This window comes from Francisella sp. 19X1-34, assembly GCF_041102755.1.
In the GTDB taxonomy this organism is placed as follows: Bacteria; Pseudomonadota; Gammaproteobacteria; order Francisellales; family Francisellaceae; genus Francisella.
The window spans coordinates 31,267-45,813 of record NZ_JBGCTX010000002.1 but is presented as its reverse complement, the minus strand read 5'-3'; the positions used below and the strand labels follow the sequence as shown (position 1 = coordinate 45,813).

Here is a 14,547-nt window from a genome sequence, read left to right as displayed (position 1 = left end):
ATGTTAATAAAACTAAAAACATTTTTTCTTATTTTGTTTAAAAACAAATATGTGATTGTGGAAATGACTAAAAGAGATTTATCTCAAAAGTATGCGGGGCAGGTTTTTGGGAAATTATGGGTATTTTTACATCCTATTTTTATGTTGAGTGTTTATGTTCTTATCTTTACAAAATTATTGCCATTAAAGACAGGTGTGCAGGCGGCTGGGGGTAACTATGCTGTATATATATTATCTGGTTTAACTGCATGGTTAGTAATGCAAGAAGCTATTATGAAGAGTACTATAGCAATAAATACTAATTCATCTATTATTAAACAAGTGGTTTTCCCATTAGAAGTATTGCCAATAAAGGCGGTTTTGGGCTCGATGATAAATATGATTATATATATAATCATTTTATTTATTTATATGCTTTTTATAGGTGATCTACCATCTTATATGCTATTTTTACTGCCTATAATCATCTACATGCAGTTTATATTTGTTATAGGATTATCTTTTATTTTATCTAGTGTTGGTGTATATCTTAAAGATTTAAAAGATATGATTCAAATGTTTACATTCATAGCTATGTTTTTACTACCAGTAATATATCATCCTGATCAGCTTCCTAATATATTAAAACCAATTATATATTTAAATCCTTTTAGTTATATTATATTTTGCTATCAAGATGTTTTTTATTATCAATCATTAGAGCATTGGTATGCATGGATAATAGTATTTATGATTTCACATTTAATATTAGTGTTTGGTATTTTTGTTTTTGAAAAACTAAAGGTATTCTTTAGCGATATACTCTAGTTGTATAGTTGTAGAATGGAGTATTAATGACATATAAGTATAGCTTTGAAATACAAGATATTGATGAAAATATTGAAAGTAGCATCAGAAATAAAAATATAAAAAAAGGAATTTTTGAATTACCGTATCCTTTTACTAGTGTAGTAGCAGTGTGTAGTGATATTGATTTTTCGTCACAAGTTGATCATGAAATGTATACATCACTTTTAACTAGAGAATTGGGACTTGATTTTTCGGATTCATGTTTTTTGTTTACATCAATGCCAAATCAAGAATATGGGATTCAACTTAAGAAACCGTTAGCTTTTTTTAACCATGATGGATGTGTTGAAGAGAATCCTAATATAGATGACGGTATAAGTTATCGCTATCTATGTGAAGAGTATGTTAAGGGAAGAGTTGATCACTTTCATGGTTTTTCAGATCTTGGTTTTAATTATCTAGGTCTAGAAAATATTATTACTAATAGAGAGTACAAGGTTGCTAAAAACATAAAGAACCAGTTATTTAATGACTTTGATAGTAGTTATGGTATTAATATTCCTATTTATGATATATATGTCAGTGATTCTAGAATTGAGAAAATTGAAGTTTTAATGAAAGATCATGAAAAACTATTGCTCGAAGTAAAGGATAAAAAGGCATTAGGGAAAGGGGTTGTTTTTTCTAATATAAAGTATATAAAGCTTATTTCAGAAGAAGAAATTAGGTGTGGGGTGATTTTATCTAATTCTTCTAAAGAAAATATAATAAAAATGTTGATTTCTTTGAAAAAGAATATTGATTTACAACTTCCTTTAATAACAGATCATGCTAGTACATTCTTCTTAAATAGCAGTTCAGAGTTATATTATAAAAATAAAAGTAACTCTATAGATTTGAGTCAACATTGGGTAAGAGATTTGGTAATAAAAGATATTGCCCGTGTTTCAACATTGATAGATGACAAAAAGCAAAAAGTATATTTGGCATCATTGCTTAAAAAAGAATTTAGTCTGAGATTTGTTAACCCATCAGGACTCTCTGGAGAAGATGTAGATAGTTTTTCTATTTTTAATGTTTTAAGACCTTCTTTGATGCGTGATGGTGATGGGATTTATGTCGCAAGACGTATACTGATGTTAAATGCAATGGAAAGAAGAATTAATAAGTCATTTACAAAAAATAGACGTACATTGGGTTTTCATCGAGTAATTGATGAAGTCTTGAGTAGAATTAATAGTGGTATAAAAGATAGAGTTTTCCCTATATATACCCATCTAGGTTTTATAAAACCATCTCAGAGAAATGAGGACTATTATTTTAAAAGTTTGACGGGCTTAAAAGAGATATCGAATTCTTTTTACGGTAAAAAATCAGTAGTAAGAAACAGAGTCTTATTCACTAAAGCAATCTCACTATATGATTATTCACTTGTTATTAATGATTTATATAATAGTACAAAGAGATTGTTTGATAATATTTTTATCTTTTCCTGGAAAGATAAAACATTGAAAAAAAAGGTTTGCACTAGCTTAAATTCATTAAATGGAGTCTCATTTAGAGTAAAAAGTTTTAAAAAGACTCGAGTTTATTTGAATTTTAAGCGTATAAGGAGTTTAGCATATTTTGATAATGGAATTGATGGAAAAGTTGTTAAAATAATAGGTAGGGGTTATAAAGAAACATTACTAAATAAGCTGACAAGAGAAAAAAGTTTGATTGTTGATGGTTATTTCACTAAAGATATTAAGTTTCAAATAGATGCGCAGTATATTTATATGAAATTTAAGAAAAACTTTCAGAATTCAAGCTTTGGTATTATTTTTACAACTTTATCGGGAGGGCGCTTCTTGATTGGTAACAATATAGATATATCAGATCTTAATGTAGATGCATATTACTTTTTTAAATATATTAATCCAGAAAATGAATATAATATTCCCTTGTATGACTTTACTTGGGTTCGTGATACTCCTAGTTTGTTAACACATGAAATCTCTAGAGTAGAAATTGACTTTAAAAAGAATAGTAATAAGGATGAGTTGATTTTGTTAGATTTAGACTTTTTTAAATCAAAAAGTTTTTAGTATTAAAGAAGGATAAAAAATGCATAAAGAATATGAGCGTATAGAAAAATTTATAAAAGAAAACTCTCAAGATAATTACTATGAGGTAGTTTTTGAACATCCAATGTCTTTTTATGAAGAAAGAGTCATGATGTCTGGAGTTACAGGATATAAAAAGGTTTTAGATGCAGGGTGTGGATATGGTCAGTGGAGTGTAGCATTATCAAAATATAATAAAGAGGTTGTTGCTCTTGATCATAGTGAATACATGTTAAAATGTGCGAATAATTTAAAAAAGCATTGTGGTGTTACTAATTTAAATTTTATACATGGAGACTTACATAGTACTATGGAGTCTTTTGATAATATGTCATTTGAAGCAATTTGGATATGGAGTACTTTGATGTTTTTAAATAGAGATCATGTTCTTAGAGAATTTAATCGTATTTTAAAGCCAGGAGGGGTGATATTTGTTGGATCGAAAAATTCAATAGGTAGAGTCTTTTATAAGATTTTTCATTTGGGTTTTAAAAAGTTGGATTTTAAAGCTATTAAACGAGAATTTAAAAATGTTTTCTATGGTAGGAGAATTGATTATATAAATAACTATAGTATGCTAAGCCAATTAGAGAATGTTTATGAGCCATATGGTTTCGATGTAATAGCGAAAGACTCTGAAGGTTTTATAGATATGGAGTTGAAAGGTCGGAAAAAACCAATGTTTAAGCCGAAGTTTCTATTTATGAGATCTAATATAGAGTTTATTTTAAAAAAGAGAGACTAATACTTTTATGAAACAAAGTAGAAAAGAAGTTGTAATTAAAGTTAATAAGTTGAATAAGGTTTATTCAATATATGATAATGCATATCAAATTGTTAAACATTTATTTTTTGGTAAAAAACCGAGGAAGGAATTTCAAGCTTTAAAAGATATTTCTTTTGAAATAAGTAAAGGTCAAGTTGTTGGAGTCGTTGGAAGAAATGGTTCCGGGAAGAGTACACTTTTGAAAATTTTGGCAGGAACATTATCAAAAACTTCAGGTAATGTAGAAATATCTGGTAAAGTTATTGCTATATTAGAATTGGGGACAGGCTTTGACCCTGAGTATACTGGGCGAGAGAATATATATTTTAGTGGTGTGTCTAGAGGTATATCAAAAACTCAAATAGAGTCTAGGATAGATGAAATTATAGACTTTAGTGAGTTACGAGATGTTATAGATCAACCTTTCAAGACTTATTCTAGTGGTATGCAGGCAAGGCTTACATTTAGTGCAGCTCTTCTTAGTACTACTCCGGATATTTTTATTATTGATGAAGCTTTATCTACGGGAGACTCTTTGTTTCAAAAAAAATGTTTTATGGAAGTTGAGAGACTTATTAAAGAAGGAGTAACAGTTTTTTTTGTTACACATGATATGTCAGCTATACTACAATATTGTAATAGCGCTATTCTTTTATCAAAAGGTGAGGTCATTAAGCTGGGAGATCCTAAAGAGATAGAGCATGCATATAATGAAATCTTATATAAAGCAGAGAATAAAGGTATATCAGGAAATGTTCTTTCAACTAAGAAAAATGATTTGGTTGATGATGGTCGAAAAGCAAAGGTTTTAAGCTTAGAACTCTATGATGACAAAGGAATACCTATTAAAAAAATGCTTACCAATGAGTATTATACTGTAAAAGTAAAAATTTATAGTTTTCAAGAAGTAGATGTGGTTTTTGGAATCTCTTTTGAAAATATAAAGAATATTACCATATGTGGATTTAATTCTTTTTATCGAAAAAAAATCTTTTCAATGGGCGCAAAAGAGTACTTAGAAGTGAGCGTGAGATTTAAATGCCTTTTGAGTCAGGGAAGCTATAGTTTAGTAGGAGGTGTCTCAAGCTATAAAGAAGGTAAGGTTTTCGCAGAGCATATATTAAACGACTCGTTATACGTTAATGTAGAGTCTACGCCTTTTTTAGGATTTTTTGATATGAATCCTGAGATATTACATGAATAGGATGATCGATTTTGTTATGAACCTAATTGTATTGATTATAAATTTCTTTAAGAACAAAATTATATAGAGTGATTTATGAATTGTTTTAAATATGGACTATGGGAAATGGTTTTATTATGAATAGTTATTTTATTCTTAGCTGTGCAAGAAGTGGTTCAACATCTTTAGCAAGGATTCTCAATCTCGCGACAAACTCTATTTGTCAGAGTGAGCCGATGCCTAATCTTTGCATAGAAACTCGATTAGCAATGGAGGGCAAGCTTTCAGAAACTCAAACTGATGAAGTCTTAGAAAGAAGTGTAATGACTAGAGTAGAACATTTTAGAAATGATTACGAAGTCTACGGTGAAAAAAACGTTACTTTTGGGCCATTTATAGAACAAATGTACAAAAAATTAAATTGTAAGTTTATTTTTCTTAAAAGAGATGGTCGAGATGTTGTTTCGTCAATGCTTAATTGGCATAATCACAAGTTTGGCGATTTTTATAAAGAAGCTTGCGACTTCGGAGATGTTTCTCCAGAGGCTTTAGCTGCTGCAAAAGAGCTTTTAGCGTATCAAGATATTTCTGATTTCTCTAGACCTAGACCACTAGTTTATGATGATCTGTACTTGAAGTGGAATTCACTCAGCAGATTTGAAATGTGTAGTTATTACTGGTCTTATATAAATAACTTATATTTGGAAAATTTATCTAAAATATCAAAGAATAACTATATCGAATTAGACTATACCAAAGTACTCCCAGAAGATGTATCAAAAGTCTTAGACTTCCTTGGTTTAAAGGGAGTTGAAGAGCAAACTATTCAACTAATGCTTAATGAGAAAATAAACTCATTAGAAAACAGAGAAGATAAAAAAGGTAAATTTCCGAGTTGGGTAAAGTGGTCTGACCAACTTAGGCGAAAGTTTGAAAAATTTGCAAAGGATACTATGTATGAACTTGGATATTTTATTGATGGAGCAACTAACTGGAAACCAGTAGATTTTGGAAAATATTGGAAAGAGCAGAAGAAAGCTGATAATGACTGGTTTGAGTGGATGTACCATAGTCGTAAATATGCTCATGATGATTTAATACAGTTTGTAAAAAATAATGATATAAAATCTGTGGCGGATTTTGGTTGTGGTACATCTGTAGGCTATAGTCAAGCATTTAGTGATATACAATATGTAGGTGTTGATATTAGTGAAGGTAATATCGAATGGTGTAGGCAAAATAGATATAACTTAAAGCATAAATATATTGCTAGAGACTTTATCCAATATCCTCTTGATGAGAAGGTAGATCTTGTATTTTCCAGTGGAACTATTGATAACGCATATGATGTCCGAGCTTTTATAAAGGCAATGGTTGATAGTAGTAGGAAGTGTATAAGCTTTACCTTATATAGGGGTTGGTTCCTTGATTTAGATGATGTGATATATAACTATAATCTAGATGGTTATTTTTATAATGATATTGGTGTGAGATTCTTGCAAAGATATTTAAAAGAGCTCGGTTGTAAGGAGATCTCTATAACACCTCTAGAAACAGGTAAAAATGATATTATTTATGAAACTAGGGTTGTTGCTTATGTATAGTAGAGTTAGGAAGGAGGTATATCGTAGAATTAAAAATTATTTTTTGAAATTTAAATATAGGTTATTTAGTCTTGAAAAGAAAAAAACAAACGCATTTACAGCCAGAGATTATAATAATTATTTTGAACAAGTACTTAATAATTATGACCAAATAAATAATCCTTTTTGGTTCTATGAAAAATTGATAGATGATTTAAATGATATAACAGATGTTAGCTTAGAGCCATTAAAAGAGTTCGCTAATAGTAAAAATGATTGTAATAAAATTAGAATTGGTTTAAGACATGATATTGATGCTGACCCGGTCACAGCTGTCAGATGTTCTCGAGCTTTAGCTAGAAGAGGACTCTCAGGGAGTTTCTTTTTTTTGCATAGTGCTCCATATTATGGTGATTTCTATGATGGGGTGTTCTTAAGGAATCCTGAATTAGTAACATGGGTTAAAAGTATAGTAATTGCTGGATCAGAAATAGGATTGCATAATGATGCAATAGGTATAGCTGAAAATCACAGAATTAATGGTGTTGAACACCTTATAAATGAAATTGATTGGTTTAGAAGTCTTGGTACAAATATTTATGGAACAGTCGCACATAATAACTTTTTGGTTGCTGGGGCAGAAAACTATGAAGTTTTTGAAGAGAGAGTATTATATTCAAGAGGTTTTTTTGCAAATGCTAGAAAGGGTATAGGAACGATTAATTTTGGACGTCTAAATTTGGAGTATGAAGGAACTTTTGCATCACCTAAGAAGAAAATAAATAAAAGCGAGGTTTTGGAATATCAAAAGTCTGATTATAGAAAGTGTAATATGACAGATAGGGATTGGACATATAGGTACTTCTTTGAAAACCCTGTCAATGATTGGGACTGTGATGGTCAGATATGGTTGGTTGGTACTAATTTATGGATTGTAGCTTATACTGATAGCTCAGGGAAAGAATATTTTAAATTTAATGTTTCTCTTTCTAAAGTAATAAGTTTTTTAAAAAACAATGTGGAGATAGGAGCTAGGATTCTGTTGGTTTTACATCCAGAGTACTATTCAAAAGAGTATTAGGAACAGATAGTATGAAAAAAAAGAATAAAGTTTTACATATTGGGAATATTGCAAATAATGCATATCTGAATGCAAAAATCCTAAATTCTGATACAGATATTAAATCTGATGTTTTATCATTGAACTATTATCATATAATGGGATGCCCTGAATGGGAAGATTATGATTTTAAAGAGGATTATGGCGATGATTTTAATCCTAAATGGGATAATAGAAATTTTAAGAGACCTTCTTGGTTTTCGTCAGGAAATGGTAAGTTTGCAATAAAATACTTAATTCATAAAAATAAAGGGAATAATATAAGAGCCCTTATATATAGATGTTTAGCAAAATATAAGAAGACACTCAACCTTTCTTCAAATTTAGGTATAGTATTTAAAGATGCTCAATTTTTGTTTATTGCTTTAGCTATTGCTTTTGTCAAAGTAGACTTTCAATATGTCAAATCTTTTTTTAAGAATAAAACAGGTGGCTTGAGAGATAAAATAATATATAAAAGCTTTATTACAATTTTGTTGTTGCTAACTATACCTTTGTGGCCATTATTTATAGTATTTGCTTATTTTCATATTAAGTTAGGTTCAAAAGCCGAAACGTCAGAAATCGAAGCTTCGATAAATCGTTTATATACTAGGTTAGTGAATTTAGCTAAGAGTGACTATATTCCAACTAAAAAAGAACTAGAACCATATATTCGAACAGCTTTAATGTTAGAAGAACTCTTTAATTATTATGATTTAATTATAGGGTATGGTATAGAGGGCATATATCCACTTTTACTTGGGGAGAAGTATATAGCTTTTGAACACGGTACAATTAGGAATTTACCTTTTCAAAATACACCTCTTGGTTTTGTTACTAGAGTCACTTATGAGCATGCAAATCATGTGATAATTACAAATGCTGATAATCTTTTAGCAGCTCAAAACCTAAAATTAAAGAAATATACTTTTGTACCACACCCAATAAATGAAGAACCTCTAATTAAAATAAGCAATGACTATGAAGATTTGCATTCTAGATATAATACAGACTTTATTGCTTTTCATCCATCTAGACAGCATTGGGAAAAAGATGTAAGACATCCTGATTGGGAAAAAGGTAATGATATTTTTATAGAGGGTTTTGCTAAGTTTGTTAGAGATGTAAATAGTCAGGCAAAAGCAATATTGATTTCTTGGGGACTTAAAGTTGAGGATAGTAAGTCGTTAATTGAATCATTAGGGATACAAGATAATATTATATGGTTAAAACCTAAGGGCACATATGAAATGACAAGAACTATTCTTGGGATTGATTTATTAGCTGATCAGTTTTATTTGGGAGCATTTGGAAGTACAGCCCCTCGCGCGTGGCTATGCTCTAAACCATCTATGCTATATTTGAATGAGGATATGCATGAGTGGTGTTTTGATGAAATGCCAATAAATATTCAGGCAAAATCACCAGAAGATGTATTTGATGGGCTTAAGTATATTTATTCATGTGTTGTAGATAATAAGCATGAGTTTGGTGAGAAGTCTAGAGAGTGGTATAAAAAGCACCATTCTAATAGTGTTATTAGAGAAAAATTAGTAAGAATAATTGATTCACTATGATTGCTAGGTTTAGAAAGTTTTTTATTAAAGTTGGGGTTTTTCCATTTATTATTTTTTCCTCTATATTATATCGTTTTCTAAATAAAGAAGTCGATATCGGAATTGGACCATGTCCCATAATCAATAACGTATATCATAAAAAAGCTTTACAAAGGTTGGGATATAAAGTAGAAACTTTTGTTTATACTACATATTTTATTACAAATGATTTTGATATAAATTTATCTAATCATGGTATGTTTAAAAAAATTTTTACTTTTATACAGTTGCCTTTTAAATATAATGTTTTGATTATTTATTTTAATGGTGGACCATTAAGCATTTTAGGGTATGGTAAATTGGAACCATTTTTATATAAATTAGCAAAAGTTAAGACGATAGTTCTACCGTATGGCTCAGATATTCAAGATATGTCAAGAAGTGCTAACTTGTACTTTAAGCATGTTATGAGTATTGATTATTCTAATTATAGATTTAAGAGAGTGGATATATCAAGACAAATAGACTTATGGACTCAAAAAGCTGATTTTATTTTTTCTGGATGTGAATGGGTTGATTATATGTATTATTGGGATCAACTAATGTTAGGCCATTTTTCTATAGATATAGAAGATAAAAAATTTATTAATAAGAATAGTCTAGTAAAAATAAAATCAGATTCTTTTAAAGTACTCCACGCCCCTAATCATTCTAATATTAAAGGTACATCCTTCTTTGTGGAGGCAGTTCGGGAACTTAAAGAAGAAGGATATGATATAGAATTAATAATTAAACAAAAAGTTCCAAATGAAGAGATAATTGCAGCTATACACTCTGTTGATTTGGTTCTGGATCAGCTTGTTGTTGGATGGTATGCTATGTTTAGTTTAGAGGCTATGTCATGTAATAAACCAGTAGTATGTTTTTTAAGAGATGATTTGATTAATTTATATAAAAGAACTAACCTACTTGTAGATTGCCCTGTAATAAATGCAAATATAGAAAATATCAAAGATAAAATAGCTTGGTGTTATAATAATAGAGAGAAGTTGGAGTCCATAGCTGGTCGTGGTAGAGATTTTGTCAAGAAAAATCATTCTTTGGAAAGTGTGGGAAAAATATTTGATGGAGCAATCAAAAAAATTATGTAATTGTAATTGTCTATCATAAATAATTGGAGATTAATAAATGAGAAGTTTAGTTACTGGAGCAAATGGTTTATTAGGTAGAGCTTTAATAAAGGAATTAAGTAAGAATGGTATTGTTTATGCTTTAGTTCGAGATAAAAGCAAGATTTCATTTGAGCAAAATGAAAATATAATTATTTTAGAAGAAGATTTAAAGAGTTTTGATGAAAAAAGGTTACCTAAAAATATCGATAATGTGTACTATCTTGCTCAGTCTAAAAAGTTTAGGGAGTTTCCTGATGGTGTTGAAGATATGCTCCATATTAATATCATAGCACCAAATCGTTTAGCTGTATGGTCTATGAAAAATAATGTTAAAAGATTTGTTTATGCGTCAACGGGAGGAGTTTATGGCTTTTCTGATAATGCTTGTGAACAAACTGATATAATTGCAAACAATCAGTTGGGATACTATCCAGATACTAAGCTAGCAGCGGAAAACTTGTTAATTAATTTCTCATCTAGTTTTGAAGCTCTTGTGATTTTGAGACCTTTTTTTATTTATGGAGAAGGTCAGGAGGAGTCTATGCTCATACCAAGATTAATATCAAATATTGAAAATAGAAATGAAATTGCTCTAAGTGGAAAAGATGGTATAAAAATAAATCCTATATATGCTACAGATGCAGCTAAGGCATTATTAAATATACCGAGCTTAAAAGGAAAACATATTATTAATATAGCAGGTGATGAGATTGTTTCTCTGAGAGAGATATTATATATAATAAGTGACTCTCTTGGAGTAGAGCCAAATATTGTAGTGAAAGATATCAATCAAAATAACTTAGTTGCTGATAGCAGTATTATGAGAAGCATGTTAGCAAAACCAGAAGTTGATTTAAAAGCTGGAATAAATATGATGGTGAAATCAAAATGAGAGTGCTTCATCTTCCAACAGCAGTTGGAGGGAATTCATGGGGATTGGCACAAGCCGAAAAAAAGATAGGGTTAGATAGTACTGTTCTGATCGATTCAAATAACTGGCTTAATTATAAAAGTGATATATGTTTAAACTTAGAAAGCAAAAACTATGTATATAGTTTATATAAGAGATTAAATTTTTTTTTAAGAATAAGAAAAAAATATGATGTATATCATTTTAACTTTGGAACATCTCTTATAGATACTAAGTTTTTTGGACTTTATTTGCTAGATTTACCTTTTTATAGAGGTAAAAAAATAATGACTTATAATGGGGGAGACGCTCGACAAAATTTAAATAGGATAAAGGATAAATTTATTGATAAAGTATATGAAATTACAACCTATAGAAATGAGAGAAGAAATAAGGCTATTAGAAAAAGAATTATAAAAGTTTCAAAATATGTTGACCATATTTTTTCAGTTAATCCAGATTTGATGAACTTCTTACCTAAAGATAAAACTACTTTTCTCCCTTATACAATAGCTAAATGGAGTGAAATAAAATATATACCTTATAAGTTAAATGAAAAGATAAGAATAGTACATGCACCTACATCACGAGAGATAAAAGGATCAAGTTATATATTGAAGGCTCTTGATAAATTACAGAAAAAATATCCCATTGTAGAAGTGTGCATTATAGAAAATATTGCTTATGATGAGGCCATAGAGAGATATAAATATGCTGATTTGGTTATAGATCAAGTTTTAATTGGATGGTATGGAGCGTTAGCTGTTGAGGTGATGAAAATGGGTAAACCACTAGCAGTCTATATACGAAAGGAAGATTTATGTTTTGTTCCAAAACAAATGGCAGAAGATGTGCTCGATACTGTTATTAATATAAATAGTAGTAATGTGGAGAATGTTTTAGAACAATATATTTTAAATAAAAATAGATTATATGAGAAAAGTAAGAAATCTGTTGAATATGCCCATAAATGGCATGATCCAGTTAAAATTGCTAAGGAAGTTCAAAAAGTCTATCTGGCATAGTATAATAATTTAATATTTATTACACATATTTTTGATTAGACATTTATGCAAACACATCTTAAAAAACTTGAAAATGAATCGATTCAAATTTTCCGAGAAGTTATGGCACAGTTTGATAATCCTGTGATGCTGTATTCCGTTGGCAAGGATTCATCTGTTTTACTCCACTTAGCTCGCAAGGCTTTCTATCCTAGTAAAGTTCCATTTCCTTTACTTCATGTTGATACTACATGGAAATTTAAGGAAATGATAGAGTTTAGAGATAATGTGGCGAAAGAGTATGGTTTTGAACTTTTAGTGCATACTAATCAAGAAGGAATTGATCAAAATGTTGGGCCATTTTCTCATGGTAGTGCAAAGCATACTGATATAATGAAAACTCAATCACTTAAGCAAGCTTTGAATAAGTACAAGTTTGATGCTGCATTTGGAGGTGCTCGTAGAGATGAGGAAAAGTCTCGAGCAAAAGAAAGAATTTTTTCTTTTAGAGATAAAAATCATCGCTGGGACCCTAAAAATCAGAGGCCGGAACTTTGGAATATTTATAATGGTCAAGTAAACAAGGGTGAGAGTATTCGAGTTTTTCCTCTTTCAAACTGGACAGAGCTAGATATTTGGCAATATATTTATATGGAAAATATAAAAATTCCTAGCCTGTATTTTGCTAAAGAAAGACCTGTTGTTGAATACGATGGTATATTAATGATGGTTGATGATGAGAGGACTCCTATAGATCTCAGAGATAAAGCAGTTAATAAAAAAGTTAGATTTAGAACTTTAGGTTGCTATCCGCTTACAGGAGCTATAGAGTCTGATGCTGACACGTTACCTGATATTATTCAGGAGATGTTGCTAACAAAAACATCTGAACGGCAAGGTAGAGCTATAGATAAAGATAGTAGTGGTTCAATGGAAAAGAAAAAGATAGAGGGGTATTTCTAATGAGTCATGCGTCAGCACTTATTCAGGAGAATATTTTAGCTTATTTAAAACAACATGAGCAAAAAGAACTTCTTAGGTTTATAACATGTGGAAGTGTGGATGATGGTAAAAGTACTTTAATTGGAAGGCTTCTGCATGATAGTAAGTTGATTTTTGAAGATCAGCTAGCTACGATTGTAGAAGATAGTAAGAAAGTTGGTACCCAAGGTGGTGGTATCGATTTAGCATTGCTTGTAGATGGATTACAATCTGAAAGAGAGCAGGGTATTACTATAGATGTGGCTTATAGATATTTTTCAACTGATAAGCGTAAATTTATCATAGCTGATACACCAGGCCATGAACAATATACTCGCAACATGGCAACTGGCGCGTCAAACTGTGATTTGGCGATAATCCTTGTGGATGCTAGAAACGGCGTTCAAACTCAGACACGTAGGCATAGCTTTATCTGCTCACTACTTGGTATAAAGCATGTAATTGTAGCTGTAAATAAGATGGATATGGTTGATTATTCACAAGGTGTTTATAAAGCAATCCAAGAAGATTATCTGAAATTAGCAGGAAGTCTTGAGATACCTGATATTCGATTCGTACCAATATCAGCGCTAAAAGGCGACAATGTAGTTAGCAAAAGTGTTAATATGCCATGGTTCAGAGGATCTGCATTAATTCATTATCTAGAGACTTTAAAGATAGGTCAATCAGTTAGTGATGAGTTTCGCTTCCCCGTACAGATAGTGAGTAGACCTAATTCAGACTTTAGAGGCTTCCAAGGAACTGTAGTATCTGGCAAAGTTAGTGTTGGAGATACTATCAGAGTAATGCCAAGTGGCAAGATTACAACTATTAAGTCAATAGTATCATTTGATGGTGATCTTGTGTGTGCAGAGGCCGGAGAAGCTGTTACCTTGACAACAAATGATGAGATTGATATTAGTCGTGGTGATATGATTGTTCATAAGGACTCTATATCACATGTGTCATCTAATATTAAAGCTCATATTGTTTGGATGCATGAGCAACCTCTGATAGAAGGTAAAGATTATTATATAAAGTTTTTGACTAAACAAGTGACAGGCTCGGTACGTAAGTTTAATTACAAAACAGATATAAATATACTAAAAGATATTGATTGTGGCAAATTAGATTTAAATGAGATAGGTGCGGTTGAGCTGAAATTGTCAGAACCTGTATGCTTTGATGATTATCAAAAAAATAGAGCTACAGGAGCATTCATAGTTATAGATAGGTTATCAAATGCGACAGTAGGTGCTGGAATGATTATTAAGCCACTTGCAGATGGCGAGCTTAGAAGTGATAGTCATGATTATTCAGAGTTTGAGCTAGAGTTAAATGATCTTATTCGCAAGCATTTTCCTCATTGGGGAGCCAAAAACTTAAGAGGCTAGCT

At 30.5% G+C, this 14,547-nt stretch carries 12 protein-coding genes; all 12 read left to right on the top strand.

The features are described from left to right. The 12 genes from AB8E56_RS00610 (at nucleotide 1) to cysN (ending at nucleotide 14,545) form a co-directional block, all read left to right on the top strand. A complete protein-coding gene (locus tag AB8E56_RS00610) occupies nucleotides 1-807 on the top strand; it encodes an ABC transporter permease (protein WP_329476875.1) in 807 nt (268 codons plus the stop codon). Between the two features lie 26 nt (nucleotides 808-833). Beyond that, nucleotides 834-2,876: a hypothetical protein gene (locus tag AB8E56_RS00605; protein WP_329476873.1), complete on the top strand. Its 2,043-nt coding sequence runs from the start codon at nucleotides 834-836 to the stop codon at nucleotides 2,874-2,876. A 19-nt stretch (nucleotides 2,877-2,895) separates the two neighbouring features. Beyond that, nucleotides 2,896-3,639 (top strand): class I SAM-dependent methyltransferase, encoded by a 744-nt coding sequence (locus AB8E56_RS00600; RefSeq protein ID WP_329476871.1) that lies wholly within the window; start codon nucleotides 2,896-2,898, stop codon nucleotides 3,637-3,639. A 7-nt stretch (nucleotides 3,640-3,646) separates the two neighbouring features. Beyond that, nucleotides 3,647-4,864 carry an ABC transporter ATP-binding protein gene (locus AB8E56_RS00595; protein ID WP_329476869.1) on the top strand — a complete coding sequence of 406 codons (1,218 nt, stop codon included), beginning with the start codon at nucleotides 3,647-3,649 and terminating at the stop codon, nucleotides 4,862-4,864. Nucleotides 4,865-4,980: 116 nt separating this feature from the next. Continuing rightward, a complete protein-coding gene (locus AB8E56_RS00590; RefSeq protein WP_329476867.1) occupies nucleotides 4,981-6,447 on the top strand; it encodes a methyltransferase domain-containing protein in 1,467 nt (488 codons plus the stop codon). Beyond that, nucleotides 6,440-7,507 (top strand): hypothetical protein, encoded by a 1,068-nt coding sequence (locus tag AB8E56_RS00585; protein WP_329476865.1) that lies wholly within the window; start codon nucleotides 6,440-6,442, stop codon nucleotides 7,505-7,507. Before AB8E56_RS00590 ends, AB8E56_RS00585 begins: the two co-directional genes overlap by 8 nt. 11 nt (nucleotides 7,508-7,518) lie before the next feature. Beyond that, nucleotides 7,519-9,105, top strand: a complete 1,587-nt coding sequence (locus tag AB8E56_RS00580; RefSeq protein ID WP_329476863.1) for a hypothetical protein — start codon at nucleotides 7,519-7,521, stop codon at nucleotides 9,103-9,105. Then, on the top strand, nucleotides 9,102-10,235 hold the full coding sequence (locus tag AB8E56_RS00575) for a glycosyltransferase (RefSeq protein WP_329476861.1): 1,134 nt from the start codon (nucleotides 9,102-9,104) through the stop codon (nucleotides 10,233-10,235). Before AB8E56_RS00580 ends, AB8E56_RS00575 begins: the two co-directional genes overlap by 4 nt. 37 nt (nucleotides 10,236-10,272) lie before the next feature. Then, complete coding sequence (locus AB8E56_RS00570; protein WP_329476859.1) at nucleotides 10,273-11,148, top strand: NAD(P)-dependent oxidoreductase; 876 nt, start codon at nucleotides 10,273-10,275, stop codon at nucleotides 11,146-11,148. Then, entirely contained in the window at nucleotides 11,145-12,191 is a 1,047-nt protein-coding gene (locus AB8E56_RS00565) for a hypothetical protein (RefSeq protein WP_329476857.1), read from the top strand. The genes AB8E56_RS00570 and AB8E56_RS00565 overlap by 4 nt, the downstream gene beginning before the upstream one ends. Before the next feature lie 45 nt (nucleotides 12,192-12,236). Further along, nucleotides 12,237-13,133 carry a sulfate adenylyltransferase subunit CysD gene (gene cysD / locus AB8E56_RS00560; protein WP_329476855.1) on the top strand — a complete coding sequence of 299 codons (897 nt, stop codon included), beginning with the start codon at nucleotides 12,237-12,239 and terminating at the stop codon, nucleotides 13,131-13,133. Beyond that, a complete protein-coding gene (gene cysN, locus AB8E56_RS00555; protein WP_329476853.1) occupies nucleotides 13,133-14,545 on the top strand; it encodes a sulfate adenylyltransferase subunit CysN in 1,413 nt (470 codons plus the stop codon). The genes cysD and cysN overlap by 1 nt, the downstream gene beginning before the upstream one ends. The last annotated feature ends 2 nt before the right edge of the window (nucleotides 14,546-14,547 follow it).

What these genes read in the sequence shown, in the direction of transcription:
- AB8E56_RS00610 (WP_329476875.1), top strand. Translation starts at nt 1, where the DNA reads ATGTTAATAAAACTAAAAACATTTTTTCTTATTTTGTTTAAAAACAAA.
- AB8E56_RS00605 (WP_329476873.1), top strand. Translation starts at nt 834, where the DNA reads ATGACATATAAGTATAGCTTTGAAATACAAGATATTGATGAAAATATT.
- AB8E56_RS00600 (WP_329476871.1), top strand. Translation starts at nt 2,896, where the DNA reads ATGCATAAAGAATATGAGCGTATAGAAAAATTTATAAAAGAAAACTCT.
- AB8E56_RS00595 (WP_329476869.1), top strand. Translation starts at nt 3,647, where the DNA reads ATGAAACAAAGTAGAAAAGAAGTTGTAATTAAAGTTAATAAGTTGAAT.
- AB8E56_RS00590 (WP_329476867.1), top strand. Translation starts at nt 4,981, where the DNA reads ATGAATAGTTATTTTATTCTTAGCTGTGCAAGAAGTGGTTCAACATCT.
- AB8E56_RS00585 (WP_329476865.1), top strand. Translation starts at nt 6,440, where the DNA reads ATGTATAGTAGAGTTAGGAAGGAGGTATATCGTAGAATTAAAAATTAT.
- AB8E56_RS00580 (WP_329476863.1), top strand. Translation starts at nt 7,519, where the DNA reads ATGAAAAAAAAGAATAAAGTTTTACATATTGGGAATATTGCAAATAAT.
- AB8E56_RS00575 (WP_329476861.1), top strand. Translation starts at nt 9,102, where the DNA reads ATGATTGCTAGGTTTAGAAAGTTTTTTATTAAAGTTGGGGTTTTTCCA.
- AB8E56_RS00570 (WP_329476859.1), top strand. Translation starts at nt 10,273, where the DNA reads ATGAGAAGTTTAGTTACTGGAGCAAATGGTTTATTAGGTAGAGCTTTA.
- AB8E56_RS00565 (WP_329476857.1), top strand. Translation starts at nt 11,145, where the DNA reads ATGAGAGTGCTTCATCTTCCAACAGCAGTTGGAGGGAATTCATGGGGA.
- cysD (WP_329476855.1), top strand. Translation starts at nt 12,237, where the DNA reads ATGCAAACACATCTTAAAAAACTTGAAAATGAATCGATTCAAATTTTC.
- cysN (WP_329476853.1), top strand. Translation starts at nt 13,133, where the DNA reads ATGAGTCATGCGTCAGCACTTATTCAGGAGAATATTTTAGCTTATTTA.